Genomic DNA, 25,599 nt, shown 5'->3' on the forward strand with positions numbered 1-25,599 from the left:
ACAAGGGCAGAGGCCAAGCGCAGGTTGCGGCACAGACGCAATCAACCTCACGCAAATGTGGTCGGTCGCGTCAGCCTTACCTTGACCTTACATCGCCTCGTAGTTCGGTCCGCCGCCGCCCTCCGGAGGAACCCAGGTGATGTTGCCGTTGGGGTCCTTCACGTCGCAGGTTTTACAGTGGACGCAGTTCTGGGCATTGATCTGGAAGCGCGGGCCTGCCGATTCCTCGATCCACTCATAGACACCGGCCGGGCAATAGCGGTTGGAGGGACCGGCGAACACGTCGTGCTCCGACGTCTTCTGCAGGTTCATGTCGGCGACCTTGAGATGGACCGGCTGGTCCTCCTCATGGTTGGTGTTGGACAGGAACACCGACGACAGCTTGTCGAAGGAGATCTTGCCGTCCGGCTTCGGATAGGCGATCGGCTGGTGCTGCTTGGACGGATCGAGCGTCTTGCTGTCCGGCTTGGCGTGCGACTGGGTGCCGAACAGCGAGAAGCCGAGCGTGTTGCACCACATGTCGAAGCCGGAGAGCGCCATTCCGAGCAGGTTGCCGAACTTCGACAGCAACGGCTTGGCGTTGCGGACCTTGAACAGGTCCTTGCCGATCGCGGACGAGCGCCAGGCGTTTTCATACTCGACGAGTTCGTCATTGGCGCGTCCGGCGCCGAGCGCGGCCGCGACATGCTCGGCGGCGAGCATGCCGGAGCCCATCGCATTGTGGACGCCCTTGATGCGCGGGACGTTGACGAAGCCGGCCGCGCAGCCGATCAGCGCGCCGCCCGGGAAAGAGAGCCGCGGCACCGACTGGTAGCCGCCCTCGGTGATGGCGCGCGCACCATAGGCGAGCCGCTTGCCGCCTTCGAACAGCTCGCGGATATCGGGATGCGTCTTCATGCGCTGGAATTCGTCGAACGGCGACAGATACGGGTCGCTGTAGTTGAGATGCACGACGAAGCCGACCGCGACGCGGTTGTCGTCGTAATGATAGAGGAACGAGCCGCCGCCGGTCTTGTCGTTCAGCGGCCATCCCAGCGTATGCTGAACCCGTCCCTTGCGGTGCTTGGCCGGATCGATCTGCCAGACCTCCTTCAGCCCGATGCCGAATTTCGGCGGCTCGGAGTTGGCGTCTAGCTTGAACTTCGCGATCAGCTGCTTCGACAGCGAGCCGCGCGCGCCCTCGGCGAACAGCGTATACTTGCCGAGCAACTCCATGCCGCGGGTGTAGGAATCCTTGTGGCTGCCGTCCTTGGCGATGCCCATGTCGCCGGTCGCGATGCCGCGCACCGCGCCCTTGTCGTCATAGAGCACCTCGGTGGCGGCAAAGCCCGGATAGATCTCGACGCCGAGCGCTTCCGCCTTCGGCGCCAGCCAGCGGCAGACATTGCCGAGCGAGCCGATGTAGCAGTGATGATTGTTCATCAGCGGCGGCATGATGAAGTTCGGTATGCGAAACCAGCCTTGCGAGGTCGCCCAATAGAAGCGGTCGCTCGTGACCTGCGTCTTCAGCGGACAGTCGGCGTCGCTGCGCCAATCGGGCACCAGCTTGTCGAGGCCGGCCGGATCGATCACCGCACCCGAAAGGATGTGCGCGCCGACCTCGGAGCCCTTCTCCACCACGACGATCGAGAGCTCGGGATTGAGCTGCTTCAGCCGGATCGCGGCCGACAGGCCCGAGGGGCCGGCGCCGACGATGACGACATCGAATTCCATAGACTCGCGCGGGGGAAGGTCTTCAGCACTCATGATCTTGATCTCAGCCCATTGAGAACGCTTCTAAGCTTTTCAAAAGTCGTTGTTTCCGATTTTTGGCGGAAGGACAACCATGGAATTGCGCTTCCATGGCTTTGCACGGCCCGGATACCGCAGAGAATAATCTTTTCCGAAATCGAGCCTCCACTTTTCCGGATCATGCTCTAGATTGCAGCCATCATGGCCCTGACGCCCGAGCCCACCCCTACACTGCAGCAATTGCTGGCCTTTTACCTCGAGGCCGGGGTCGATTGCGCGCTTGGCGACGAGCCGATCAACCGGCTGGAAGAGCCCGAGCCAGTTCCCGCCCCCGCCGCGCCGCGTCCATCGGTTGCACTCAACCCGCTGCGGCCACCGCCAATGCCCGCCGTTCCGCGCAGCGAAATCACCATCGCGCCGGACGCCGCAATCGCCTCCGCGCGCGAGGCCGCACGCACCGCGCCGACGCTTGAAGCCTTGCGTGCGCTGATGGAGACATTCGACGGCTGCGCGCTGAAGCACACCGCGACCCGGCTGGTGTTCGCCGATGGCAATCCGCAGGCGCGCGTGATGTTCGTCGGCGAGGCTCCGGGCCGCGACGAGGACATCGAGGGACTGCCGTTCGTCGGCCGCTCCGGCAAGCTGCTCGACCGCATGATCGCGGCGATCGGGCTCGATCGCAGCAAGGCCTATATCGCCAACGTCATCCCGTGGCGGCCGCCGGGCAACCGCACGCCGACGCCGCAGGAGACGCAGGTGTGCCTGCCCTTCATCCAGCGCCATATCGAACTGGTGAATCCCGACGTGCTGGTGACGCTCGGCAATCCCTCGACACAGGCGCTGCTCGGCACGCGCGAGGGCATCATGCGCACGCGCGGCAAATGGATCGACTACGACACCGGCACGCGCACGATCCGCGCGGTCGCGACCTTCCATCCGGCCTATCTGCTGCGCTCGCCGTCGTACAAGAGATTGTCGTGGCAGGATCTGCGCGCGATCGCGAAGGTGCTTGCTTCGTAGGATAGGTAACTCATCCTGCCAAATCTACGGATCCTTACCCCTTTGGCCGCACGATCGCCCAGCCGATCCGCAGCACCGGCTGCCGGCCGTTGACCAGCCGATCGAATGAGCGCGGCACTTCCGGCACCAGGCCGGGGAAGCGTTGCGCGAGTTCGGGCGGCGGCGTGCCGGCGGTATCCTGCGCGCGCCAGACCACGACGCCGCCGATCTCGTTGAATTTTGCGACCGACAGCCACGGCGTCCGTTGCGGCGCGGCGTCGAGCAAAAGATGCGGACGGCGCCCGTTCATCGCAATCAGGCTGGCGAGCTCGGGATCGCCGGCGACCGCGCGCAGGCGCTGGTTGGTGCGGCGTTCGTAGCTGTCGTCGAAGAAACGTCCCATCGCGGCTGCCGGCAGCGAGGTTGGCACCTCGGTGGTGCTGGTCCAGGGCAGGAACAGCGCCGCCGCCACTGCGACCGCGGCGGGCGCAGCGACAGCGAAGGCCCACACCGAGCGCAACAGCCGCTGCCGCCTGAGATGGATCAGATCGCCGGTCGCGACGACGACCGCGAGGCCCGACATCAGGAGCGCCACGCCGGCGCCGCCGAAGGCGCGATCCAGATCGAACAGCCCGGAGACGAAGCTGCTCACGATCGCCGGCGCGAACGCGAAGAAATAAACGAAGTGCTGCGCCAGCGGACTGACCGGCGGACGGTAGATGATCGGGGCATCCTCACGGTCGCGCGCGAACCAGCGCGAATTGAGGATCGCCAGCAGCACGATCGCACCCGTCGCCACGATCAGTCCGCCGAGCACGACACCCCAGCGCAGCGCGCGGGCCTTGAGATCGGCAGCCGCGGGCAAGGCCGGCAGCGCCAGCACGTCGGCGCGGACCAACCAGATCAGATAGGGCAGCGCCAGCACGATGATGACCAGCAGCGCATAGAGCGGGTCGACCGCGCGCAGCGTGCGGCGCCCGCGCTCGGTTGCAAGCGCAAAGCCGACCACGAGCAGGATCATGCCGATCGCCGCCGGCGTCGTCAGCAGCAGCAGGCCGCAATCGATCGACCAGGCGAACCAGGCAGCGCGCCGGTTCTGCCCGATCAATTGCCATGAGTGCAGCAGCAGGAGCGCCCACAGCGGACGCGCCAGGATCAGCGGGCCGAACTCGACGCTCGGCGAGGAGAACACCACGACCGTCATCGACAGCAGCACCGCCAGCACGCCCTGCGGACCGCCGACGATGGCGCGCGCCAATTGGTAGTAGGCGATGAAGGTGGCGATCTCGCAGAGCTGTGCCAGCAGATAAATGCCGAACACGTGATTGCCGGCGGCGCGGAAGGCGATGTCGGCGAGCCAGAATGCGAGCGGCGGCCCCATGTCGGTGCCGACCTGATATTCGCGGCCGAAGGCGAGGACGGTGGCGAGATTACCGGGCGGGCTGCCGTAGAAGATCAGCGGCACGAACAGCCAGATCGCCGCCTGCACCAGCACCACGACCCACACCACGAGGCGCGGCCGGGCGCGGATCAGTTCGACAACCAGGGAGGTAAACCGCATGAAACGCCTGAAATGCCCCAGCCACCTCGTCAGCGGCGCCGTCTGATCCCGAGGGTTTTGATAAACGGCGGCGGCGGTCGAGGCAACCGGGCGCGGATGGATCCACGGTGCAAAGTCAAATGCAGGTGTCATGCCCCGCGAAGGCGGGGCATCCAGTACGCCGCGGCTTCTCGATCGAAAACGACTGTCTCTGGAATACTGGATCGCCCGGTCCCGTCTCCGCCAAGGCTTCGACGAGGCCACGCCCCCTGCCGCGCCGAAGCTTTTGCGGAGGCGGCAAGCCGGGCGATGACAGCGGTGGGCGGATTGGCGCGTTCGAGCTATGCGGCCGCGGATGCCGCGGCTTCGCTTTCCGCATGCACCTTGAACAGGTCAGGCTCGGCCGGGATCGGGAAGTGCTTCAGCCGCGCGGCGACGACCGGCGCGAAGAAGCTGCGGTGATGGGTGCTGGGGCCGAGCCGGTCCAGCGCCTCGAGGTGCTCGGGGACGCCATAGCCCTTGTGCTGCTCGAAACCGTAGCCGGGGCAATCCAGCGCCAGCGCGCACATCAGGCGGTCGCGCGTCACCTTGGCAATGATCGAGGCCGCCGCGATCGAGGCCACAATGCCGTCGCCGCCGATCACGGCATCACAGTCGCAGGGGGTCGCGAGCTTGTCGCGGCCGTCGACGAAGACGTGTTTCGGCATTTCCGGCAGCGCATGGACGGCGCGCGCCAGCGCCCACAGCGAGGCGCGCAGGATATTGTCACGGTCGATTCGCGCCGGCGAGGCCACCGCGACCGAGAATGCTGCGGTGGCGCAGATTTCCTCGAACAGTTCCTCGCGGCGCTCGGCGGTCAGCCGCTTGGAATCATCGAGGCCCTTGGGAACGCGAGCGGGGTCGAGCACCACGGCGGCGGCGACCACGGGACCTGCCAGCGGGCCGCGGCCGGCCTCGTCGCAGCCGGCGACCGGCCAGACGCCCCGCTTGATCAGCGCGCGCTCGCGCCGAAAGCTCGGCCGCGTCACGGCGATGACGCGCTTGTCCGGTCCGGCTGATTTGGCCGGCGCCGTCTTCGACGGGGTTTTTGACGCGCGTTTGGAGTTATCCCGAATCATGCGGGGATGGTGATCAAGCCGGCTCCCCGGCGCAACCGGGAACTCGGCGCCCTTCCCCGTTATTCAATTCGGCTCGCCCTAATCCGGGATGGACACCCGCCTGTTCTCGAGAACCTCGAAGCCCGGCGCGCGCACCACTTCCCAGGCGTGGCCGTCGGGATCGCCGAAATAGCCGCAATAGCCGCCATAGCTCGTCGGCTGCGCGGGCTTGAGCAATGTGGCGCCTTTCGACAGCGCGAATGCCATCACGCGGTCGACCTCGGCATCGTCGTTGCAGTTCCAGGCAATCGCAACGCCGCGGAACGCTGAAGGCCGCGGCTGATCCGGCAACCCGGCGTCGTCGGCGAGCAGATGCCACGGGAACAGCCCGAGCACGCTGCCGCCGGTCTCGAAGAAGGCGACCTCCTCGCCGGTCGCACGCATCTTTCTGCTGAAGCCGAGCGATTCGTAGAAGGCGATGCTGGCGCGCATGTCGCTGACGCCGAGCGTGAGGACGGTGAAGCGGGCGGTCGGGGGGTTACTCATATTTGCCTTTCCCGTCATTGCGAGCGAAGCGAAGCAATCCATCGTACCGCATATACCGAAGCGTGGATTGCTTCGTCGCTTCGCTCCTCGCAATGACGCCTGTGGTATCAGAACAAGCTGAGCTGCTGACCGCTGCGCTTCGGCTTGGCGAAATGATCCGTTGTCAGCTTGGTGCGCCGCTTGTTGAGGCCGAGCTTTTCGCAGGCGATCTCGAAACGGCGGCCGATCATCCAGGCCATCGGGCCGGTGCCCTTCATCCGCGTTCCCCATTGCGAATCGTAATCGCGGCCGCCGCGCATGTCGCGGATCAGCGTGAAGACGTGGCGATAGCGGTCGGGATAGTTCGCCATCAGCCATTCGCGGAACAGATCGCGCACCTCGAGCGGCAGCCGCAGCAGCACGTAGCTCGCCTCCCTGGCGCCTGCATGCACGGCGGCATCGAGGATGCGCTCGATCTCGGAATCGTTCAGCGCCGGGATCACGGGCGCGACCATCACCGTGGTCGGGATCCCGGCATCAGCGAGCCGCTTGATCGCCTCGAGCCGCTTCGGCGGGGTCGAGGCGCGTGGCTCCATGGTGCGGGCGAGCTTCAGGTCGAGCGTCGTCACCGAGAGCGCGACCTTGGCGAGATTACGCTTGGCCATCCGTGCCAGGATGTCGATGTCGCGGGTCACCAGCGCCGACTTGGTGACGATGCCGACCGGGTGACCGGCGCGCTCAAGCACCTCGAGGATGCCGCGCATGATTTTGCGTTCGCGCTCGATCGGCTGATAGGGATCGGTATTGGTGCCGATCGCGATCATCCGCGCCTCGTAGCCTGGCGCGGCAAGCTCCTTCTCGAGCAACTCGGGTGCGTCCGGCTTGGCGAACAGCTTCGACTCGAAGTCGAGGCCCGGCGACAGGCCGAGATAGGCGTGGGTCGGCCGCGCGAAGCAATAGACGCAGCCGTGCTCGCAGCCGCGATAGGGATTGATCGAGCGGTCGAAGCCGATGTCGGGCGAGTCGTTGCGGGTGATCACCTTGCGCGAGGTGTCGAGCGCCACGCTGGTCTGGAACGGCGGCAGGTCCTCGAGGCTCTGCCAGCCATCGTCGAAGGCAACCCGCGCCTCGGCCTCGTAGCGGCCGCTGGCGTTGGACTGCGCGCCGCGGCCGCGCCGCCGCTCGCGCTCGATCGCGACCGCAAGCTCGGGAAAAGGGGCAGGAACAGGCGAAGGTGCACCCGCCGGGTTATCGGAGGGCGCCGTTACCGGCGGGTGCTTGAGGGCATGAGAGGATGCTCGGCTCATGCTTTGAAGCTAGCACAACCCGAGAACAAATCAAGAACACGAGTTGAGAAAATCCACAAAGTGATGGCGTAAAAATCTGCAGGCGAACAGGCTGCTTTGAATATGACAAGGTGATAACACGGCCGGAGTTTCTCCACCGTTTGAGCCACCGAAGCCTCAAAATCATGCTGAGCGTGATCATCCCCACCGACGGCGTCGAGCGGACCGCGGTCGCAACGCTGGCCGCGCTGGTGCCGGGCGCGGCCGCCGGCGTCATCCGCGAGGTGCTGCTGGTCGACCGCACCAACAGCGACGTGATGGAGCGCGTTGCCGACATCGCCGGCTGTCACTTCCTGCGTTTCGAGGGCACGCGCGCCGCGGCGCTTGCGGCAGGCGCCAGGCAGGCGCGTTCGCCCTGGCTGATGTTCCTGCATCCGGGCGCGGTGCTCGACGCCGGCTGGATCGAGGAGACCACCCAGTTCATCCAGATGGTGGCGGCGAGCGGCAAGGACCGCGCCGGCATCTTCCGCTACGCCCGCGCGCCCTACACCGACCCTGGCCTGCGCGACGGCCTCAAATTCGTCGCCCGCATGATCGCCGGGCCCTCGGCCGAGCAGGGACTCCTGATCGCGCGCGAGCATTACGAGCGGATCGGCGGCTACCGGCCGGACGCCCGCCGCTCCGAGGCGCGGCTGCTGCGCCGGCTCGGCCGCTCCTCCCGCACCATGCTGCGCAGCCGGATCATGGTGGCGTAGGGCATACTCAAGCGAAGCAGGCACCGGTTCGCGCGAAGAAAACGCGTGAGAAAGCGCTTGCGGATTATTTGATTCCGTCAAATAATATGTTTGATGAAATCAAACTCCCATGACACCGCCCTCGAGAGCCAGGTCGCCGCGGTCCGCGGCTTCAGCCGGTTCTATACCCGCAAGCTCGGCATCATCGAGCCGAAGCTGTTGCACTCCCCGTTCACGCTGCAGGAAGCACGCATCATCTACGAGCTCGCGCATCGCACGGATTGCACCGCGACGGACCTGGTGCGCGATCTCGATCTCGATGCCGGCTTCGTCAGCCGGACGCTACAGGCACTGCAGCGCCGCCAGATCGTGACCCGCAAGCCGTCAAAGGCCGACAAGCGCGTCAATGAGGTGGCCCTCACCACCAAGGGCCGCGCTGCTGCCGCCGACCTCGACAGCCGCTCGCGCAGCGAGGTCGGGGCACTGCTCAAGCAGATGGACGGCAACCGGCGTGCGGCCGTGGTGCGTGCCATGAGCACGATCGAGCAGTCGCTGGAGCCGCCGGCCGAGAAGCCGGTGGGTTTCCTGCTGCGCAGCCATCGCATCGGCGACATGGGCTGGGTGATCTCGCAACAGGGGCGCGTCTACGCACAGGAGTATGGCTGGGACATCAGTTACGAGGCACTGGTGGCCGAGATCTGCGCGCAGTTTCTGCGATCGTTCGATCCGGCCCGTGAGCATTGCTGGATCGCGGAGGTCGACGGCGAGCCGGTCGGCTCGGTCTTCCTGGTCAACGGCGGCGACGGGGTCGCCAAGCTGCGGCTGCTGGCGGTGGAGGAGAAGGCCCGCGGGCTCGGCGTCGGCCGCGCGCTGGTCGAGCAATGCATCCGCTCCGCACGCGAGATGGGCTATAAGAAGATGACGCTGTGGACCCAGAGCATCCTGGTCGCCGCGCGCGGCATCTATGCGCGTGCCGGCTTTCAGCGGGTCAAGGAAGAGAAGCACCACAGCTTTGGCGTCGACCTGGTCGGGGAGACGTGGGAGTTGGATCTTTAGAACTTCATATCTCGTCATTCGGGGATGCGCCGTTAGGCGCAGGCCCGGAATGACGACGGTGGTGTCTACGCGCTCGCGCCCTTCGCCTTCGGCCGGCGCAAATGTTCATCCAGCCGCGGCATGATCTCGACGAAATTGCAGGGCCGTGTGCGGTAATCGAGTTGCGCGGCCAGGATGCCGTCCCAGCCATCGCGGCAGGCGCCGGGCGAGCCGGGCAGGCAGAAGATGAAAGTCGCGCCGGCGACACCGGCGGTGGCGCGGCTCTGGATCGTCGATGCCCCGATCTTGGCATGGCTCAGCATGTGGAAGGCGATCGAAAAGCCGTCCATCCGCTTCTCGAACAGCGGCTCGACCGCCTCCGGCGTCACGTCGCGGCCGGTAAAGCCGGTGCCACCGGTGGTGATGACGGCATCGACGCCCGGGTCGGCGATCCAGCGCCTGATCACCGCGCGGATCGCCTCGACGTCGTCGGTGACGATCTCGCGTGCCGCGAGCTTGTGGCCGGCCGCGGTGAGACGGTCGGCCAGCGTGGCGCCCGATTTGTCATCCGCCAGCGTACGAGTGTCGGAAATCGTCAGCACCGCGATGTTGAGCGGGATGAAGGTTTTGGATTCGTCGGTCGACATGGCTTGCTCTCTTGCTCCCTCTCCCGCTTGCGGGGGAGGGTTGGGGTGGGGGTGTCGCCGCGAGTCGGAGCCTTTGCGAGGAGAGAGCCCCCACCCGCATCGCATCTGAAGATGCGATGCGACCTCCCCCGCAAGCGGGAGAGGTGAACCGAAATCGCGGCTACACCCGGCGATCAATCAACAATGACTAGCCGTTGCCGCCGAACGTGTTGCAGGCCTGCACGGTGCCCTGCTGGTAGCCGGTCATGAACCACTGCTTGCGCTGCGCGGCGGAGCCGTGGGTAAAGGAGTCGGGCACCACCCTGCCCGTCGCCTGCCGCTGCAGCGTGTCGTCGCCGATCGCGTTCGCCGTGGTCAGCGCGGCGTCGATGTCGCCGGCCTCGAGGAAGCCCGGCCGCTTCTTCTCCTCGCGGTTGACCCAGACGCCGGAGAGGCAATCGGCTTGCAACTCGACCTTGACCTGCAGCGCGTTGGCCTCGGCCTTGCTGCCGGCCTGCTGCTGCAGCCGGTTCACCCGCGGGATGATGCCGAGCAGGTTCTGGATGTGATGGCCGGCCTCATGCGCGATGATATAGGCCGCAGTGAACTTGCAGGCGTTGCCCGAGCAGCCGCGGAAGCGCGTCTCGACCTCGCGGAAGAAGCCGGTGTCGAGGAAGATGGTCTTGTCCGGCGGGCAGTAGAACGGTCCCATCGCCGATTGCGCCATGCCGCAGCGGCCGCCATTGGTGGCGTTGCGGAACAGCACGATCTTCGGACCGGTGTAGGTCTGGCCCGAGGCCTGGAAGATTTCGCTCCAGCGATCGTCGATCTCACCGAGGATGCCGGCGATCATGCTGCCCATCTCGTCGGTCGGCGCGCCGCGCTTGGCCTGCCCGCCCGACGACTGCCGATCGGTCTGATAGGTCGGCGCCTGGCCGCCGCCGGTGAGGATCTCGGCGCCGCCGATCAGGATGCGCGGGTCGATGCCGAAGGCATAGCCGAGCAGACCGAGCACGATGATGGTGCCGATGCCGAGCCCGCCACCGCCCATCGGAATCCCGAAGCCGCCACCACCGCCGCCGCCTCCGCTGTCGTCGCGACGGTCTTCGATATCGTCGCTGCGGCGGAAATCATCATAGCGCATGGCGGTTTCCCTTTATTCCAGTCGGCGCCCCAATGCGGGACACACCAACCTAAAATTTCCATTCTGTTAATCAATATCCTGCCCGGCAAAAATTGCCTAGTCCGCAGACGCGCATCCTCTGCAGTGCGAACCGCTGCAAGCAGCGGCCAATTTGCCGGCCGAATCGTGCCGGTTTGATGATCCGCAAAATTTTTCGCCGAACGCGCTGATGTTGCAGCACAACGCCAACGACAATGCGCCACGCCGTTCGAAAGCTGGCGCAATCTTTTGCATGAACATTTCCAATTAAGTCGATTTTTACTTTGCCGGGTCAATGTGGCGCCAGTCGGTTGTTTAGTCCCGCGTCGCCGACAGCGTCGCCTGAGTCAGAGTTCTTGAGTCATGGTAGTGTCGCGTCGCGGGGCGTCTGCAAGGGCGCCCCGCACTAAATTTGAGAGTGCCCCGTCGAGCCACATCGTCATTGGCGATTGCGTGGCCGAGTTGTCGAAGCTTCAGGCCGGCTCCGTCGACCTGGTCTTCGCGGATCCTCCCTACAATCTGCAGCTCAAGGGCGATCTCAAGCGCCCCGACGAATCGCATGTCGATGCCGTCAACGACGACTGGGACAAGTTCTCGTCGTTCGCTGCCTATGACGATTTCACCCGCGCCTGGCTGCTCGCCTGCCGCCGCGTGATGAAGCCGTCGGCAACGCTGTGGGTGATCGGCTCCTATCACAATATCTTCCGCGTCGGCGCGATCATGCAGGACCTCGGCTTCTGGCTCCTGAACGACATCGTGTGGCGCAAGTCCAATCCGATGCCGAATTTCCGCGGCCGCCGCTTCACCAACGCGCACGAGACCATGATCTGGGCCGCGCGCGACGAGAAGGCCAAGGGCTACACCTTTAATTACGAAGCGCTGAAGGCGTCCAATGAGGACGTGCAGGCGCGCTCCGACTGGCTGATCCCGCTGTGCACCGGCGAGGAGCGCCTCAAGGGCGACGACGGCAAGAAGGTCCATCCGACGCAAAAGCCCGAGCAGCTGCTCGCCCGCGTGCTGCTGTCGTCGTCGAAGCCCGGCGATCTCGTGATCGATCCGTTCAACGGCACCGGAACGACAGGCGCGGTCGCAAAGAGGCTCGGCCGCAACTATATCGGCTTCGAACGCGACCGGACCTATGCCGCCGCCGCCGAAGCTCGCATCGCCGCGATCGAGCCGCTGCCGGCCGAGACCTTGGCCCCGTTCATGACCGCACGCGAGGCGCCGCGGGTGGCATTCTCCGAACTGATCGAACGCGGCATGATCGTGCCCGGCGCGAAACTCGTCGATGCCAAGAAGCGCCATGGCGCACTGGTGCGCGCCGACGGCGCCATCATGCTCGGCGACAAGGTCGGCTCGATCCACCGCATCGGCGCGGTCGCACAGGGCTCCGGCGCCTGCAACGGCTGGACCTTCTGGCACGTCGAGACCAAGTCCGGCCTCAGGCTGATCGACGAGTTGCGCGCCGAGATCCGCTCCGAGATGGCGGTGGGCTGAGCGGCCGCGAATGCGGCACCGTAGGGGTAGAGCGAAGCGAAACCCATCACCTTGGCGCCGTGTGATCGATGGGTATCGCTTCGCGGCGCCCCGGAATGGTAAAAGATGACGCCGTCTTGAACGGGGGCCGCCTTGTTGCGCCGCGGCGCCGGGCCTACATTAACGTCTGTCACTCGCCGTTTCGATTGGTCGCCCGATGCGAAGACAATCCGAGACCTTGCTGCTGGTGCCGCTGTTGCCGGTCTTCCTGCTCGGCATGTTTCCGATGCTGCTGATCGGCCTGCTCGGATTTTTCGGCCTGATCATTTTCGGCATCCTGCTGGTCTGCGTCGGCCTGACGCTCGCCCTCGAGGCACATGGCGAATTCAACCAAGGGATCATCGTGCACGGCTATGCCCGCGGCTCCGAGCGCGCGACGCAGCTTTCCAACCTGCATGCCGCGACCCGCTCCGCCGCCGTCCTGGACGTCGCGGGACTTGCGCTGATCGTCGCGGGTATCCTGGGCTTCTTCTGGGGCGGCTGACCAGCGCTGCACGCGACCCTGATTCACAAACTCGTCGCTTGCGCATTGCAGCGAATTTTGCGCATGAGGGGCCAACCGGCTTTGCGCCGCCGTGTCCCGATCTCGCCGCTCACAAGAACCAAGGGAGTCCCTTCATGATCAAATTCTATTTCAATGGCGCGCCGAACCCGAACAAGGTTGCACTATTCCTGGAGGAGTCCGGTCTGCCGTTCGAGGCGATCCCGATCGATACCCGCAAGGGCGAGCAATTCGCGCCGGACTTCCTGAAGGTCAACCCGAACGGCAAGGTGCCGGCGATCGACGATGACGGCGTGCTGGTGTTCGACTCCAACGCCATCCTGCTCTATCTCGCCGAGGAACACGGCAAGTTCCTGCCCGCCAACACGCCGGCCAACCGCGCCGCGACGCTGTCCTGGCTGATGTTCATCGCGACCGGCCTCGGCCCGTACTCCGGCCAGGCGGTGCACTTCAAGCATTTCGCGCCGAAGGACCTCGACTACGCCAACAACCGCTACCAGTACGAGGCGAACCGCCACTACAAGATCCTCGACGACCATCTGGCGAAGTCCCGCTACATGGTCGGAGACAGCTATACGATCGTCGACATGGCGTTCTGGGGCTGGGCGCGGATGGCGCCGTTCGTGCTCGGCGAGGAAAACTACGCGAAATATCCCAATGTGAAGCGTCTGGTCGACGAGATCTCGGCGCGGCCGGCCGCCGCCCGCGCCATCGCGCTGAAGGACAAGCACACCTTCAAGACCGAGATGGACGACGAAGCCCGCGGCATCATGTTCGGCCACCTCAAGAACAAGGTGGCGTAAGCCGTCCTTGACGCTACGCAGGGTGGGCGCGCTGACGCGTTGCCCACCCCGTTATTTTCGATCGCCCGTTACGGCGGCCAGTACGGCCTGCCCTCGTCGTCCCGGCGGCGATGACAGATGTCGGCGCGGCAGACGCCGGTATCCTGCAAGTCACGCTCGCTCATCGCGGCCAGCTGCCGCCATGAGCGCCGGTCCTCGCGCCACTGCCTGAACCAGAACAACGCCGCCGCGAATGCGGCAGGCAATGGCTCAACCCGCCGCGAGAAACTCTGCGGCTGGATATGGACCGAGGGCCTTCTCGGTCAGCACCGAGTCGCAATATTCCCTCACCTCCTTGATCCTGCCGCCGTCGAAGCGGAACACCAGGCAATAGTCGTTGTCGTAGCGCTGGCCTTCCTTGGTCAGGTTATTGCCTTTGGCCTCGACCACGACGATGTCGCCGTCGGCGATGATGCGATGCGCGATAGTGCGGCCGCGCTCGACCAGTCTCGAACGAACATGGCCGTGAAGGTCGTTCATGATCGATTGCTTGCCGGTGAAGGTGCGCGACCATGAATATTGCCCGGTCACGGTCCAGATCGCGTCATCGGCGAGCGTCGCCATGAACAGCGATTTCTCGCGCACCGCGGGGTCGGGATCGCCCGCGACGGAAAACATCTGGTGCACCAGTTTCTTGTTGTCGGCTGCGCTCATGGCGCCTCTCCTTGCAATGGGTTGATGGCCCATCCTGCGGCGCCGGCGCACATTCTTCCAATCGATAGGTGGTATGATATATATTCACCTGATGAATTTGAATTCGCTTGACCTCAATCTGCTGGTCGCGCTCGACGCCCTGCTGCGCGATGCCAATGTCAGCCGCGCCGCGATGCGGCTCAATCTGTCGCAGCCCGCGACCAGCCACGCGCTGCAGCGGCTGCGCGACCTGATCGGCGATCCGCTGCTGGTGCGCAACGGCGCGCGAATGGAGCTGACGCCGCGGGCGCAGGCGCTGCGTTCACCGCTGGCTCAGGCGCTCGACCAGGTGCGCACGCTATTCGTATCCGATGATTTCGACCCCGCGCGCAGCGAACGGCATTTCCGCCTGATGATGCCCGACCTCGCGGTCGAGCTGTTGATGCCGCGGCTGATGGAGAAGGTGACGCAGCTGGCGCCGAACGTCACCATCGACGTGGTGCCGTGGCGGAGCTCCGCGATCTTCACGCCCGACTTCGCCCGCACCATCGATCTCGTGATTTCGATCGGCAATTCCTTCAAGGGATTTCACCGCCAGCGGCTCTACACCGACATCGATGCGCTGGCGGTGCGGCGCGGTCACCCCGCCGGCGTCAAACTCAGGAAGCGCGAGGCGTTCCTCGCCGCGCGGCATGTCGCCGTGATCATCCGCGGCCACAATGAGGATCTGATCGACACTTGGCTGCGCGCCAAGGGCATCCAGCGGCGGATCGCGCTGGTGGTGCCGGGCTATATCGAGGCGCTGCACGTCACGGCGCGCACCGACCTCGTCGCCTTCGTGCCGCGCCGGCTGATCTCCGCACTGGCCAAACAATTATCGCTGGTGACGGTGACGCCGCCGCTCGATCCCGGCATCGACGAGCAGCATATGTTCTATCCGACACGGGCCCAGATGGATCCCGGCTCGATCTGGCTGCGCCGGCTGATGCTGGAGACCGGACGCGAGCTGGAGACGCGGAAGGTCTAGCTCAGCTCTATCCACACGTCCATAACCACAGGGGTGCGTTGTGAGAGTGCGCTGCGGCCCCAGCGTCGCGCCACAACCGGGATTCGGGGTTATGGGTCCCTGTGTCGCGCTGCGCTTGCCCGGGACGACACCGAATTTCTCGCGCTTACACCTTCTGCTCGGCCAGCACCTTCTGCACCGCAGGGCGGCTCTCCATCGCGGCGCGATGCGCCTTCACCTTCGGCAGGGTCGCGATGTCGACGCCGTCGCCATCGAGCCAGAGGGTGAGCGTGTAGAGATAGGCGTCGCCGACCGTGTAGCTGTCGCCCATCACCCAGGGGCCTTTCAGCATGTCGCGCTCGATCAGGCTGAAGCAGGCGCCCATGGTCTTCGGGACCATCGACTTCATGTCAGCGAACGACGTCTCCTGGGTCGCCCAGCGCGCGCCGCGCATCTTGTGCGCGTGGCAGACATGCACTGTCGAGCAGAGGTAGGAATTGAAGGCCTGCAGCCTGGCGAACTCGAAGGCGTCGTCGAGCGGCGCGAGCTTCGCCTGCGGATAGGTCTGCGCGATGTAGGCCAGCATCGCCGGCGTCTCGGTGAGCACGCCGCGGTCGGTCACCAGCGCCGGAACGCGGCCCTTCGGATTGATCTTCAGATACTCCGGGCTGTTCTGCTGGTTGATCTTGAAATCGAGCCGCTCGACCGAATAGGGCGCGCCGGCCTCGGCCAGTGCAATGTGGGACGCGAGGGCGCAGGTGCCGGGGGCGGTATAGAGCTTGAGCATGTCGTTGTCCTCTGCGGGCCTTGTCAGTTCGTTGCGAACCCGGCCTGGCTTGTTTTGGGATGCGGCGGACGTTAGCGGCAGCCCCCCTTGCCGTCCACCCCGCCCGGTGCCGCGGACCTTGCCCGCAGCGGGGCCGCCATGCGATGACCATGGCCAATCGAGAGGGCTTTCATGACTGTACTCATTGCAGGTGGCGGAATTGGCGGGCTGACGCTGGCGCTCAGCCTGCACCAGATTGGCCTGCCTTGCCGGGTCTTCGAGAGCGTGCCCGAATTGCGGCCGCTCGGCGTCGGCATCAACGTGCTGCCGCATGCGGTGCGCGAACTGATCGAGCTCGGCCTGCACGATGTGCTCGACGCATCGGCGGTGCGCACCCGCGAGCTCGCCTATTTCTCCAAGCATGGCAAACCGATCTGGAGCGAGCCGCGCGGGCTCGAGGCCGGCTATAAATGGCCGCAGTTCTCGATCCATCGCGGCCGGTTGCAACAGTTGCTGCTCGACGCCGCGACCGAACGGCTGGGGCCCGAGAACATCCTCACGAGCCATCATCTCACGGGCTGGACTGAGAGCGCCGACGGCGTCCGCGCCGACTTTATCGACAAGGCGACCGGCAAGCCCGCCGGCAGCTATGACGGCGCGGTGTTGATCGCCGCCGACGGCATCCATTCGGCGGTGCGCGAGAAGCTATATCCGCAGGAAGGGCCGCCGATCTGGAACGGCCGCATCCTGTGGCGCGGCATCACCCGCGGCAATGCCTTCCTGACCGGCCGCACCATGATCATGGCCGGCCACGAGACCCTGAAATTCGTTTGCTATCCGATCTCGAAGGAGGCCGGCCCCGACGGCAAGTTCGACATCAACTGGGTCGCCGAGCGCCACATGCCGCCGACCTATCAGTGGCGCCGCGAGGACTATAACCGCACGGCAAAACTCGACGAGTTCCTGCCGTGGTTCGAGAGCTGGAATTTCGACTGGCTCGACGTGCCCGGTTTGATCCGGAACTGTCCGCATGCCTACGAATATCCGCTGGTCGATCGCGATCCGATCCCGCAATGGACCTTCGGCCGCGTCACGCTGATGGGCGACGCCGCGCACCCGATGTACCCGATCGGCTCCAACGGCGCCTCGCAGGCGATCCTCGATGCGCGCACGCTGACGCGTGAGATTTTGGCGCATGGCCCGACGCAGGCGGCGCTATTGGCCTATGAGGCCGAACGGCGTCCGGCGACGACCGATCTGGTGATGCTGAACCGCCGCAACGGCCCCGAACAGGTCATGCAGCTCGTCGAGGAGCGCGCCCCCGACGGCTTCGGCGTCGTCACCGAGGTGCTGTCGCAGCAGGAGCTTGAAGACATCGCCGCCAACTACAAGCGCGTCGCCGGCTTCCAGGTCGAGGGGTTGAACGCCAAGCCGCCGATCGTGCAGCGGGCGGGAGCCTAAGTGCTGCGTGCATCAAAGCGCCGCTCTATGATTCCGTCACCCTGAGAAGCCGCGAAGCGGCGTCTCGAAGGGTGCACGGCCGCGCTGGTGGCCCTGCATGCTTCGAGGCTCATGACGGGTTTGCTGTAGCGCGCACGCTGCCCTAGCGCAGCGCCCGCGACGCTTCCACCAGGCGGATGCTGCTGCTCGCCGTCGCGAGCAAAGTGCCGTCCGCGGCGGTCAACCGGCCCTCGACAAAGGCGATGGTCTTGCCGAGCTGCGTGACGGTCGCCTCGCCGGTGATCGGTCCGGGCTTGGCAGGCGCGAGGAAGTTCACATTCATCGTGATCGTCGTGGTGAAGAGCCTGCCCTCAGTCATGATGAACACCGCGGGGCCCATCGTGTCGTCGAGCATCGCCGAGAGCATGCCGCCCTGGACGAAGCCGGCCGGATTGCAGAAGTCCGGCTTGCCGTCGAACACGATCCTGATCCAGCCGTCCTGCGGACGTGCGCCAGCCACGTGCCAACCCAGCAGCTTTGCGACTGGCGGCATCGGGATGCGGTCGAGTGCGGTTGCGATCATGGCGGCCTCCATTTGGGATGTTGTAGCCGAGACCTGCTGCCAGCATGGTGTCAGCAGGTCTCCCCCTAGAGATCCAGCCCGTGCGAGACGACCTTGCGCATCACATTGGGAAACGCCTCGCCGTCCAGCGTCGCCACCGGCACCCAGCGCATGCCCTCCGGCGCGCGGGTCCGCGGCGGAACATTGGCCGTGTAGACCACGAGCTCCAGCGGAAAGTGCGTGAACACGTGGGTGACCACGCCGGTCTTGCGGTGCCAGCGCGTGACGCCCTTGAGCTTCGGCGCCTGCGCCAGCGCGGCGGCATCCGCCTGCCCGGCAAGCCATTGCGATCCCGGCACCTCGGTCATGCCGCCGAGCAGGCCCTTTGCCGGGCGCGAACGCACCAGGAGCTCGCCGCCGCGCGTCACCACGAAGGCGGCGCCGCGACGCAACGTGCCGCTCTTCTTCGGTGCCTTGCGCGGAAACGTCTCCTGGTCGCCACGGGCGCGTCCTGCGCAATCGTCATTCAGCGGGCACAATGCGCAAGCCGGCTTCTTCGGCGTGCAGATGGTGGCGCCGAGATCCATCAGCGCCTGCGCGCTATCGCCGGCGCGAGAGTTCTCGTCGCCGGCGCGGGACGGGGCGAGCAATGTCGTCGCCATCGCCTTGATCAGCGGCTTGGCCTGCGGCAACGCCTCCTCGATGGCGTAGAGGCGGGTGACCACGCGCTCGATGTTCCCGTCCACCGGCATGGTGCGGCGGTCGAACGCGATCGCGGCGATCGCCGCTGCGGTATAGGGCCCGATTCCGGGCAGCGCGCGCAGCCCCTCCTCGGTATCTGGAAACACTCCGCCATGGTCATTCAGCACCGCAACCGCGCAGGCATGCAGGTTGCGCGCCCGCGAATAATAGCCAAGCCCGGCCCACATCCTGAGGACATCATCGAGCGAGGCGCGGCCGAGCGCGGTCACGTCGGGCCAGCGCGACAGGAATTTCTCGAAATAAGGCCCGACCGCCCTGACCGTGGTCTGCTGCAGCATGATCTCGGACAGCCAGACACGGTACGGATCGGCCCGCTCCCCCGCCTCCGCGCGCCACGGCAGCCGCCGGCGATGGCGGTCATACCAGGCAAGCAGCCGCGCCGGGCGGTCGGCTTGCTGGTCGGCCGGTTTGGTTTTGGCGGCGGCGCGCGAGCTCATGGACCTATCTTAAGGCAAATCTCGCGACGTCATGCCCGGGCCTGCCCCGGGCATCCACGTCTTTCTTATCCCTGGACGGAAGAGCGGCCACATTGATGAACACGGTTTCGGCCGCATCGCCACTGCTGCTATAACCCCTCCCATGCCCAGACCCGGCCCGATCAGCGCAAAGCCCCTGTCGATCCTGCTCAGCGACGTCTTCACCGACGCCTATGCCAAGCAGGGCTTTGCCGCGCGCGAACTGGTGACGCGCTGGACCGAGATCGCGGGCGACCGGATCGCGGCCTATTGCGAGCCCCTCAAAATCCAGTGGCCGCGCCCGGTAGAGGGACAGCCGCAGGAGCCGGCCACGCTGGTGCTGCGGGTCGAGGGGCCGATGGCGCTGGAGATCCAGCACTCCTCCGACGTCATCCTGGAACGGGTGAACCGCTTCTTCGGCTGGCACGCGGTCGGCCGCCTGACGATCCGGCAAGCGCCGCTTTTGCGCCGCGGCCGCCCCGCCCGGCCGCGCCCGCCCGACGCCAAAGACGTGGCCCGGGAGGCGGCAAACCTCGGCGCCGTCGAGGACGACGATCTGCGCGCCGCGCTGGCCCGCCTGGGTGCCTCGATCAAGCGAAATTGACGCTTTTCGCAGGCTCGGCCGCGAGACCCCGGCATTGCCACAATGGTCGTTTCAAGCTAGCGAAGGCTTCTTTTCGGGACCCCCTTCATTCTGGCGTGAATGCGCCAATCCGGGAGCTGACCTTGATCATCACGCGCCGCGCTTTCACCACCGCTCTCTCGCTGACCGGGCTTGCGGCCCTCGCCGGGCTGTCGCCGCTACGCCTGATCACGGACGCGTTCGCGCAGACCGCCGCCGAGGTCGCCAAGCCGCAGTCGCTGCCGGACATGGGGCTCGGCCCGCAGGACGCCAAGGTGACCATCATCGAATACGCCTCGATGACCTGCCCGCACTGCGCCAATTTCAACGAGACCGTGTTCCCGAAGATCAAGTCGACCTACATCGACAGCGGCAAGGTCCGTTACGTGTTCCGCGAATTCCCGCTCGACATCAAGGCCGCCGCCGGCTCGATGCTGGCGCGCTGCATCGCCAAGGACGACGCGCCGAAGTTCTTTGCCGTGATCGACCTGCTGTTCCGCCAGCAGAACGACTGGGTGGTCAAGAACACCACCGAGACGCTGACGCGGATCGGCAAGCAGGCCGGCCTCAGCCAGCAGCAGGTCGAGGACTGCCTGAAGGATCAGACGCTGCTCGACAAGATCGCCGCCGACCAGAAATACGCCAACGATGTGCTGAAGGTGAACTCGACGCCGACCTTCTTCGTCAATGGCGAGATGCTGAAGGGCGAGACCTCGTTCGAGGAGTTCAGCAAGCACATCGACCCGCTGCTGAAGAGCTGATCCCGCGCCCCGCGAATCTGACGTCATCATGCCCGCGTTCGAGTCGCGGCACGATAATTGTGGATGATTTGCGATCACGGCATGCCGCCGTCGCATCATTTGGTTGTTGAAAACCTGATTCGCGTGATGCGAATCTTCGAGGACATGCGGAGGTCACAAAACCCCTGCAAAACCCTTGCAAATCCCTTGGGAAAAGCTTGGTCAAGCGGTTGCCCTGACGCACCGGCATCGCCATTGTCGCCGCTCATGAGAGCTGCACGCAGCTATTCACCCCAGACACCGACATTGCCATCCATGGTATTGTCACGGCAGGGAGATTCGCGCCCGGCCAAACGAGATTTGTGTACATGAAGCTCACGCGCCTCCGCCTGCACGGTTTCAAGTCGTTCGTTGAACCCACCGATTTCGTGATCGAGCCGGGCCTGACCGGCGTCGTCGGACCGAACGGATGCGGCAAATCCAATCTCGTCGAAGCACTGCGCTGGGCGATGGGCGAGACCTCGCACAAGTCGCTGCGCGCCGCCGACATGGATGCGGTGATCTTCGCCGGTTCCGGCAACCGTCCGGCGCGCAACCACGCCGAAGTCGTGATGACGATCGACAATTCCGATCGCTCGGCGCCGGCCGCGGTGAACGACAGCCAGCTGCTCGAAATCTCCCGCCGCATCGAGCGCGAGGCCGGCTCGGTCTACCGCATCAACGGCCGCGACGTCCGTGCAAGGGATGTGCAGATCCTGTTCGCCGATGCCGCCACCGGCGCGCGTTCGCCGGCGCTGGTCCACCAGGGCAAGATCGGCGAAATCATCCAGGCCAAGCCCGAGCAGCGCCGCCGCGTGCTGGAAGACGCCGCCGGCGTTGCCGGCCTGCATGCCCGCCGCCATGAGGCGGAACTGCGGCTGAAGGCGGCCGAAACCAACCTGACCCGCGTCGAGGACGTGATCGGCCAGCTCAGCGGCCAGATGGAAGGCCTGAAGAAGCAGGCGCGCCAGGCGATTCGCTACCGCGAGGTCGCAGCCAAGGTGCGCAAGTCCGAGGCCATGCTGTTCCATCTGCGCTGGATCGAGGCCAATGCCGACGTCAACGACGCCGCGCACACCCATGACATCTCCGTGCGCGAGATGGCCGAGCGCACCCGCGAGCAGGCCGAATCCGCCCGCATCCAGGCGATCCGCGCCGCCGAATTGCCAGCGCTGCGCGACGCCGAGGCGCGCGCCGCCGCCGGCCTGCAGCGCCTGACCAATGCGCGCGAGATGCTCGACCGCGAGGAGCAGCGCGCCAAGGAGCGCGTCGGCGAGCTCGATCGCCGCCTCACCCAGTTCGCTCAGGACATCGCGCGCGAGCAGCAGCAGACCTCGGATGCCGACATTGCGCTGCAGCGGCTCGACACCGAAGACGCCGAGCTGAAGGAAGAGATCAAGTCGCGCGTCGAGAAGCGCTCCGGCGTCGACGAGCGCGTCTCCGAGGCCGAGGAGATCCTGGCCGCGACCGAGCGCCAGTTCTCCGAACTGACTACGCAGCTCGCCGACCTGACCGCCAAGCGCAACCAGCTCGAAGCCGGCGTGCGCACGCATCGCGACCGCCTCGCGCGGCTCGATCAGGAGATCGCCAACGTCCAGGCCGAGGAAACCAAGCTCGCGCAGGAGACCGGCAATCTCGGCGACATCGACGCGCTCGCTGCCGCCGTGGAGATGGCGCAGCAGACGCTCGCCGAGTCCGAGGCGGCCGTGCAGTCCAGCGAAATGCACCATGCCGCCGCGCGGCAGACGCTGGAAGCCTCGCGCAATCCGCTCGCCGAAGCCGAAAAGCGGGTGCAGCGGCTCGAGACCGAAGCCCGCACCATCTCCAAGCTCGTCACCAGCGAGACCAAGAATCTGTGGCCGCCGATCATCGACGGCATCACGGTCGCCAAGGGCTACGAAAAGGCGATCGGCGCCGTGCTCGGCGATGACCTCGACGCGCCGGTGGATTCCTCTGCGCCGATGCGATGGACCAATGTCGGTGAAGCCGCGGGCGACCCCGCACTGCCGGATGGCGTCGAACGGCTGGCCGATCACGTCCAGGCGCCGCCGGAACTGGCGCGGCGTCTGGCCCAGATCGGCGTGGTGGCCAAGGAGCGCGGCGCGGCGCTGGTGTCGCAGCTGAAGACCGGCCAGCGGCTGGTGTCGCTCGAAGGCGACGTCTGGCGCTGGGACGGCTTTGTCGCCGACGCCCATGCTCCAACTGGCGCCGCCCGCCGCCTCGCCGAACGCGCCCGCCTGGTCGATATCGAGCATGAGCTGGAGCAGGCCCGCATCGATGCCGCCGCCAAGCGCCAGGCGCTGGAGACGGCTGAAGAAGAATTGCGCTCGGCGTCCGCCGCCGAGGGTGCCTCGCGCGAAGCCGTGCGCGCCGCCCGCCGCGAGACCGATGCCGCGCGTGAGCGCCATGCCGCGACCGAACGCGAGATCAACCGCCACTCCGCGCGCAAATCGGCGCTGACCGAGGCACACAGCCGCCTCGCCGCCGACCGCGCCGAGGCTGAAGCCGCCCACGAGAGCGCAGTTGCCGCGCTGTCGGAATTGCCGCCGGGCGTCGAGACCGAAGCCCAGCTCGCCGCGGTTCGCGCCGAGATCGACAACCAGCGGCGTGCCGCGGCGCAAGTCCGCGCCGAGGCGCAGGCGCTCGCCCGCGAGGCCGAACTCGCCGACCGCCGCGTGCAGGCCATCGTTGCCGAACGCAACGAGTGGCAGAGCCGCAAGACCAGCGCCGCCTCGCAGGTCGGAACCATCGAGGAGCGTATCGCCGAGGTGTCGGCCGAGCGCGAGGAACTGGCCAATGCGCCGGAAGTGTTCGCCGAGAAGCGCAGCGCGCTGATCACGGAGATCGAGCACGCCGAGGGCGATCGCCGGATCGCCGCCGACGCGCTGGCGACGGCGGAAGCCGCGATGGCGGAAACCGATCGCCTCGCCAAGACCTCGCTCGAAGCGCTCTCCTCCTCCCGCGAAGCCACCGCGCGCGCCGAAGAGCGCATGGAGGGCACCCGTCGCCGCCTCGCCGATATCGAGCGCGAGATCCACGACATGCTTGAGGTCGAGCCGAGCGCGGTCGTCGGCATGGCCGAGATCGAGCCCGGCGCGGAGCTGCCGCCGGTCGCGCAGGTCGAGGAAGAACTCGAAAAGCTGCGCCGCGACCGCGAGCGCTTGGGCGCGGTCAATCTGCGCGCCGAGGAAGAATTGAAGGAAGTCGAGACCCAGCACACCGCGCTGACCACCGAGCGCGACGATCTGGTCGAGGCGATCAAGCGGCTGCGGCAGGGCATCCAGAGCCTCAACCGCGAGGCGCGCGAGCGCCTGCTGACCTCGTTCGAGACCGTCAACAACCACTTCAAGCGGCTGTTCACCGAGCTGTTCGGCGGCGGCGAAGCGGCGCTGCACCTGATCGAGAGCGACGATCCGCTCGAGGCCGGCCTCGAGATCATCGCCAAGCCCCCCGGCAAGAAGCCGCAGACGCTGTCGCTGCTGTCCGGCGGCGAGCAGGCGCTGACGGCGCTGGCGCTGATCTTCGCGGTGTTCCTGACCAACCCGTCGCCGATCTGCGTGCTGGACGAAGTCGACGCGCCGCTCGACGACCACAACGTCGAGCGGTTCTGCACCCTGCTGAACGAGATGACGGCGTCGACCGAAACCCGCTTCATCATCATCACGCACAATCCGATCACGATGGCGCGGATGAACCGGCTGTTCGGCGTCACCATGGCCGAGCGCGGCGTGTCGCAGCTGGTGTCGGTCGACCTGCAGGGCGCAGTCGATATCCTCGACCAGAACGTGGCGTAGGGCTCGTCGGAAAGCTCGGACTCAAGACGAGGCCTCTCGGCTCCGTCATTGCGAGGCGCGATAGCGACGAAGCAATCCACGCCTCCACAAGCGGCGCCATGGATTGCTTCGCTTCGCTCGCAATGACGTTGGGAGAGTACGGCGCATGACTTCACCCGATCTCCCTGCCGAACTGCGCGCCGCGCTCAACGCCAGGCTCGAAGGCCGCTCACGCAGCGACGCCGCCGGCCGCGCCGCGGTGATCTCACAGACCTATCGCGAGGGCGGCGGCTCCGGGACGATCCGGACCGAAACCGATGCGCTCGCCTATGCGCTGGCGCGGATGCCGGCGACCTATGCGGCCGTGGTGGCGAGCCTCAATGCGTTGACGGAGATCCGGCCGGACTTCGCGCCGACGAGCCTGCTCGATGTCGGCGCCGGCCCCGGGACCGCGACCTGGGCGGCCGCGGAGACGTTCACGTCGCTAAAGGGCTTCACCCTGCTCGACGCCAACGGCGTGTTGCGAACACTGGCCGAGGGGCTGTTTCAACGCACCACACGCCTGCACGACGTCAACTATGAACTCGGCCAGGCGCGCGCCTTGCTGGACAAGGCCGACCCGGCCGATCTCGTCGTCGCCAGCTACATGATCGGCGAGCTCGGCGAAACCGAGCGCGCGGCACTGGCCGATTTGCTGTGGTCCAAAACCGGCGATACGCTATTGGTCGTCGAACCCGGCACGCCCGCGGGCTATGCGCGGATCATTGCACTCCGCGCCCGATTGATCGCCGCCGGCGCGCATGTCACAGCCCCCTGCCCGCATGACGGCGACTGCCCGCTGGTCGCGCCCGACTGGTGCCATTTCTCGCAGCGCCTGCAACGCTCGCGCGCGCACAAGCAGGTCAAGGGCGCCGATGCCCCGTTCGAGGACGAGCGCTTCGCCTATGTCGCGCTGAGCCGCGCGCGCATTGAGAACCGGCCATCGCGGGTGTTGGCGCAGCCCGATGTCGGCAAGGTCGAGGTTGCGGCCAAGCTGTGCACGGCGGAGGGCGTCGTCGTCGCCAGGGTGCCCCGCCGCGCCAAGGCCGATTACGCCAGCGCCCGACGCTGGCGCTGGGGCGATGCGGTTTAGCTATTTGCGTCTTCCCGGCGAATGTTGAACCAATCTTGGTTCTGTGCCGACCAA

General features: G+C 66.1%; 24 protein-coding genes. 12 read left to right on the forward strand and 12 right to left on the reverse strand.

All coding sequences use genetic code 11. The features are described 5' to 3' along the window. Positions 1 to 87: 87 nt before the first annotated feature. Positions 88 to 1,746: an electron transfer flavoprotein-ubiquinone oxidoreductase gene (locus ACVW1C_RS09805; protein WP_456758247.1), complete on the reverse strand. Its 1,659-nt coding sequence runs from the start codon at positions 1,744 to 1,746 to the stop codon at positions 88 to 90. 192 nt (positions 1,747 to 1,938) lie between these two features. Here ACVW1C_RS09805 and ACVW1C_RS09810 point away from each other — a divergent pair, with 192 nt between their 5' ends. Continuing rightward, positions 1,939 to 2,751 (forward strand): uracil-DNA glycosylase, encoded by an 813-nt coding sequence (locus ACVW1C_RS09810; RefSeq protein ID WP_456763035.1) that lies wholly within the window; start codon positions 1,939 to 1,941, stop codon positions 2,749 to 2,751. 34 nt (positions 2,752 to 2,785) lie between these two features. Here the strand turns inward: ACVW1C_RS09810 and ACVW1C_RS09815 are convergent, their stop codons facing one another. From ACVW1C_RS09815 to ACVW1C_RS09830, 4 genes are all read right to left on the reverse strand, one after another. Then, entirely contained in the window at positions 2,786 to 4,291 is a 1,506-nt protein-coding gene (locus ACVW1C_RS09815; RefSeq protein WP_456758248.1) for a glycosyltransferase family 39 protein, read from the reverse strand. A gap of 320 nt (positions 4,292 to 4,611) precedes the next feature. Beyond that, positions 4,612 to 5,388 carry a ribonuclease HII gene (locus ACVW1C_RS09820; protein ID WP_456758249.1) on the reverse strand — a complete coding sequence of 259 codons (777 nt, stop codon included), beginning with the start codon at positions 5,386 to 5,388 and terminating at the stop codon, positions 4,612 to 4,614. A gap of 78 nt (positions 5,389 to 5,466) precedes the next feature. Then, complete coding sequence (locus tag ACVW1C_RS09825; protein ID WP_456758250.1) at positions 5,467 to 5,913, reverse strand: VOC family protein; 447 nt, start codon at positions 5,911 to 5,913, stop codon at positions 5,467 to 5,469. 107 nt (positions 5,914 to 6,020) lie between these two features. Further along, positions 6,021 to 7,199 carry a PA0069 family radical SAM protein gene (locus tag ACVW1C_RS09830; protein ID WP_456758251.1) on the reverse strand — a complete coding sequence of 393 codons (1,179 nt, stop codon included), beginning with the start codon at positions 7,197 to 7,199 and terminating at the stop codon, positions 6,021 to 6,023. 164 nt (positions 7,200 to 7,363) lie between these two features. On the opposite strand from ACVW1C_RS09830, the gene ACVW1C_RS09835 reads away from it, so the two are divergent. Together ACVW1C_RS09835 and ACVW1C_RS09840 are read left to right on the forward strand one after the other, a co-directional pair. Further along, on the forward strand, positions 7,364 to 7,933 hold the full coding sequence (locus ACVW1C_RS09835) for a glycosyltransferase family protein (RefSeq protein WP_173641253.1): 570 nt from the start codon (positions 7,364 to 7,366) through the stop codon (positions 7,931 to 7,933). 93 nt (positions 7,934 to 8,026) lie between these two features. After that, a complete protein-coding gene (locus ACVW1C_RS09840; RefSeq protein ID WP_456758252.1) occupies positions 8,027 to 8,968 on the forward strand; it encodes a bifunctional helix-turn-helix transcriptional regulator/GNAT family N-acetyltransferase in 942 nt (313 codons plus the stop codon). Between the two features lie 65 nt (positions 8,969 to 9,033). On the opposite strand, the gene moaB is transcribed toward ACVW1C_RS09840, so the two are convergent. Both moaB and ypfJ read right to left on the reverse strand, forming a co-directional pair. Then, positions 9,034 to 9,594 (reverse strand): molybdenum cofactor biosynthesis protein B, encoded by a 561-nt coding sequence (gene moaB / locus ACVW1C_RS09845; RefSeq protein WP_456758253.1) that lies wholly within the window; start codon positions 9,592 to 9,594, stop codon positions 9,034 to 9,036. Positions 9,595 to 9,781: 187 nt separating this feature from the next. Beyond that, positions 9,782 to 10,717 (reverse strand): KPN_02809 family neutral zinc metallopeptidase, encoded by a 936-nt coding sequence (gene ypfJ / locus ACVW1C_RS09850; RefSeq protein ID WP_456758254.1) that lies wholly within the window; start codon positions 10,715 to 10,717, stop codon positions 9,782 to 9,784. Between the two features lie 381 nt (positions 10,718 to 11,098). Between ypfJ and ACVW1C_RS09855 the strand changes: the two genes are divergently transcribed. The 3 genes from ACVW1C_RS09855 (at position 11,099) to ACVW1C_RS09865 (ending at position 13,576) form a co-directional block, all read left to right on the forward strand. After that, a complete protein-coding gene (locus ACVW1C_RS09855) occupies positions 11,099 to 12,232 on the forward strand; it encodes a DNA methyltransferase (RefSeq protein WP_456758255.1) in 1,134 nt (377 codons plus the stop codon). A 196-nt stretch (positions 12,233 to 12,428) separates the two neighbouring features. Continuing rightward, positions 12,429 to 12,755 carry a hypothetical protein gene (locus tag ACVW1C_RS09860; protein ID WP_456758256.1) on the forward strand — a complete coding sequence of 109 codons (327 nt, stop codon included), beginning with the start codon at positions 12,429 to 12,431 and terminating at the stop codon, positions 12,753 to 12,755. Positions 12,756 to 12,889: 134 nt separating this feature from the next. Beyond that, positions 12,890 to 13,576, forward strand: coding sequence for a glutathione S-transferase family protein (locus ACVW1C_RS09865; protein WP_456758257.1), 687 nt, complete (start codon positions 12,890 to 12,892; stop codon positions 13,574 to 13,576). A 68-nt stretch (positions 13,577 to 13,644) separates the two neighbouring features. Here ACVW1C_RS09865 and ACVW1C_RS09870 read toward each other — a convergent pair whose 3' ends face one another. Together ACVW1C_RS09870 and ACVW1C_RS09875 are read right to left on the reverse strand one after the other, a co-directional pair. Continuing rightward, positions 13,645 to 13,821, reverse strand: coding sequence for a DUF1127 domain-containing protein (locus ACVW1C_RS09870; protein WP_456758258.1), 177 nt, complete (start codon positions 13,819 to 13,821; stop codon positions 13,645 to 13,647). Between the two features lie 4 nt (positions 13,822 to 13,825). Further along, complete coding sequence (locus ACVW1C_RS09875; RefSeq protein WP_456758259.1) at positions 13,826 to 14,269, reverse strand: nuclear transport factor 2 family protein; 444 nt, start codon at positions 14,267 to 14,269, stop codon at positions 13,826 to 13,828. Between the two features lie 91 nt (positions 14,270 to 14,360). On the opposite strand from ACVW1C_RS09875, the gene ACVW1C_RS09880 reads away from it, so the two are divergent. Further along, positions 14,361 to 15,275, forward strand: coding sequence for a LysR family transcriptional regulator (locus ACVW1C_RS09880; protein ID WP_207840733.1), 915 nt, complete (start codon positions 14,361 to 14,363; stop codon positions 15,273 to 15,275). Between the two features lie 145 nt (positions 15,276 to 15,420). Here the strand turns inward: ACVW1C_RS09880 and ACVW1C_RS09885 are convergent, their stop codons facing one another. After that, a complete protein-coding gene (locus tag ACVW1C_RS09885) occupies positions 15,421 to 16,041 on the reverse strand; it encodes a glutathione S-transferase family protein (protein ID WP_456758260.1) in 621 nt (206 codons plus the stop codon). A gap of 171 nt (positions 16,042 to 16,212) precedes the next feature. Between ACVW1C_RS09885 and ACVW1C_RS09890 the strand changes: the two genes are divergently transcribed. Beyond that, positions 16,213 to 17,481, forward strand: coding sequence for a flavin-dependent oxidoreductase (locus tag ACVW1C_RS09890; RefSeq protein WP_456758261.1), 1,269 nt, complete (start codon positions 16,213 to 16,215; stop codon positions 17,479 to 17,481). 142 nt (positions 17,482 to 17,623) lie between these two features. Here ACVW1C_RS09890 and ACVW1C_RS09895 read toward each other — a convergent pair whose 3' ends face one another. Together ACVW1C_RS09895 and mutY are read right to left on the reverse strand one after the other, a co-directional pair. Then, the gene (locus tag ACVW1C_RS09895; RefSeq protein ID WP_456758262.1) at positions 17,624 to 18,043 is read right to left on the reverse strand and encodes a PaaI family thioesterase; all 420 of its coding nucleotides are present in this window, start codon (positions 18,041 to 18,043) and stop codon (positions 17,624 to 17,626) included. Between the two features lie 65 nt (positions 18,044 to 18,108). Then, positions 18,109 to 19,221 (reverse strand): A/G-specific adenine glycosylase, encoded by a 1,113-nt coding sequence (gene mutY / locus ACVW1C_RS09900; protein WP_456758263.1) that lies wholly within the window; start codon positions 19,219 to 19,221, stop codon positions 18,109 to 18,111. Positions 19,222 to 19,363: 142 nt separating this feature from the next. Between mutY and ACVW1C_RS09905 the strand changes: the two genes are divergently transcribed. The 4 genes from ACVW1C_RS09905 (at position 19,364) to ACVW1C_RS09920 (ending at position 25,545) form a co-directional block, all read left to right on the forward strand. After that, a complete protein-coding gene (locus tag ACVW1C_RS09905) occupies positions 19,364 to 19,843 on the forward strand; it encodes a DUF721 domain-containing protein (protein WP_456758264.1) in 480 nt (159 codons plus the stop codon). A gap of 122 nt (positions 19,844 to 19,965) precedes the next feature. Further along, positions 19,966 to 20,622, forward strand: coding sequence for a DsbA family protein (locus ACVW1C_RS09910; protein WP_050403998.1), 657 nt, complete (start codon positions 19,966 to 19,968; stop codon positions 20,620 to 20,622). A gap of 347 nt (positions 20,623 to 20,969) precedes the next feature. Beyond that, on the forward strand, positions 20,970 to 24,434 hold the full coding sequence (gene smc / locus ACVW1C_RS09915; RefSeq protein WP_456758265.1) for a chromosome segregation protein SMC: 3,465 nt from the start codon (positions 20,970 to 20,972) through the stop codon (positions 24,432 to 24,434). Between the two features lie 145 nt (positions 24,435 to 24,579). Continuing rightward, positions 24,580 to 25,545 carry a small ribosomal subunit Rsm22 family protein gene (locus ACVW1C_RS09920; protein ID WP_456758266.1) on the forward strand — a complete coding sequence of 322 codons (966 nt, stop codon included), beginning with the start codon at positions 24,580 to 24,582 and terminating at the stop codon, positions 25,543 to 25,545. The last annotated feature ends 54 nt before the right edge of the window (positions 25,546 to 25,599 follow it).

The organism is Bradyrhizobium sp. USDA 4011 (assembly GCF_054063415.1).

Bases quoted from the DNA above. Each gene is read 5' to 3' on its own strand.
- ACVW1C_RS09895 (WP_456758262.1), bottom strand. From the start codon at position 18,043: ATGATCGCAACCGCACTCGACCGCATCCCGATGCCGCCAGTCGCAAAG.
- smc (WP_456758265.1), top strand. From the start codon at position 20,970: ATGAAGCTCACGCGCCTCCGCCTGCACGGTTTCAAGTCGTTCGTTGAA.
- ACVW1C_RS09835 (WP_173641253.1), top strand. From the start codon at position 7,364: ATGCTGAGCGTGATCATCCCCACCGACGGCGTCGAGCGGACCGCGGTC.
- ACVW1C_RS09890 (WP_456758261.1), top strand. From the start codon at position 16,213: ATGACTGTACTCATTGCAGGTGGCGGAATTGGCGGGCTGACGCTGGCG.
- ACVW1C_RS09875 (WP_456758259.1), bottom strand. From the start codon at position 14,269: ATGAGCGCAGCCGACAACAAGAAACTGGTGCACCAGATGTTTTCCGTC.
- ACVW1C_RS09885 (WP_456758260.1), bottom strand. From the start codon at position 16,041: ATGCTCAAGCTCTATACCGCCCCCGGCACCTGCGCCCTCGCGTCCCAC.
- ACVW1C_RS09830 (WP_456758251.1), bottom strand. From the start codon at position 7,199: ATGAGCCGAGCATCCTCTCATGCCCTCAAGCACCCGCCGGTAACGGCG.
- ACVW1C_RS09825 (WP_456758250.1), bottom strand. From the start codon at position 5,913: ATGAGTAACCCCCCGACCGCCCGCTTCACCGTCCTCACGCTCGGCGTC.
- ACVW1C_RS09855 (WP_456758255.1), top strand. From the start codon at position 11,099: ATGGTAGTGTCGCGTCGCGGGGCGTCTGCAAGGGCGCCCCGCACTAAA.
- ACVW1C_RS09905 (WP_456758264.1), top strand. From the start codon at position 19,364: ATGCCCAGACCCGGCCCGATCAGCGCAAAGCCCCTGTCGATCCTGCTC.
- ypfJ (WP_456758254.1), bottom strand. From the start codon at position 10,717: ATGCGCTATGATGATTTCCGCCGCAGCGACGATATCGAAGACCGTCGC.
- mutY (WP_456758263.1), bottom strand. From the start codon at position 19,221: ATGAGCTCGCGCGCCGCCGCCAAAACCAAACCGGCCGACCAGCAAGCC.
- ACVW1C_RS09860 (WP_456758256.1), top strand. From the start codon at position 12,429: ATGCGAAGACAATCCGAGACCTTGCTGCTGGTGCCGCTGTTGCCGGTC.
- ACVW1C_RS09880 (WP_207840733.1), top strand. From the start codon at position 14,361: ATGAATTTGAATTCGCTTGACCTCAATCTGCTGGTCGCGCTCGACGCC.
- ACVW1C_RS09840 (WP_456758252.1), top strand. From the start codon at position 8,027: ATGAAATCAAACTCCCATGACACCGCCCTCGAGAGCCAGGTCGCCGCG.
- ACVW1C_RS09865 (WP_456758257.1), top strand. From the start codon at position 12,890: ATGATCAAATTCTATTTCAATGGCGCGCCGAACCCGAACAAGGTTGCA.
- moaB (WP_456758253.1), bottom strand. From the start codon at position 9,594: ATGTCGACCGACGAATCCAAAACCTTCATCCCGCTCAACATCGCGGTG.
- ACVW1C_RS09920 (WP_456758266.1), top strand. From the start codon at position 24,580: ATGACTTCACCCGATCTCCCTGCCGAACTGCGCGCCGCGCTCAACGCC.
- ACVW1C_RS09815 (WP_456758248.1), bottom strand. From the start codon at position 4,291: ATGCGGTTTACCTCCCTGGTTGTCGAACTGATCCGCGCCCGGCCGCGC.
- ACVW1C_RS09820 (WP_456758249.1), bottom strand. From the start codon at position 5,388: ATGATTCGGGATAACTCCAAACGCGCGTCAAAAACCCCGTCGAAGACG.
- ACVW1C_RS09805 (WP_456758247.1), bottom strand. From the start codon at position 1,746: ATGAGTGCTGAAGACCTTCCCCCGCGCGAGTCTATGGAATTCGATGTC.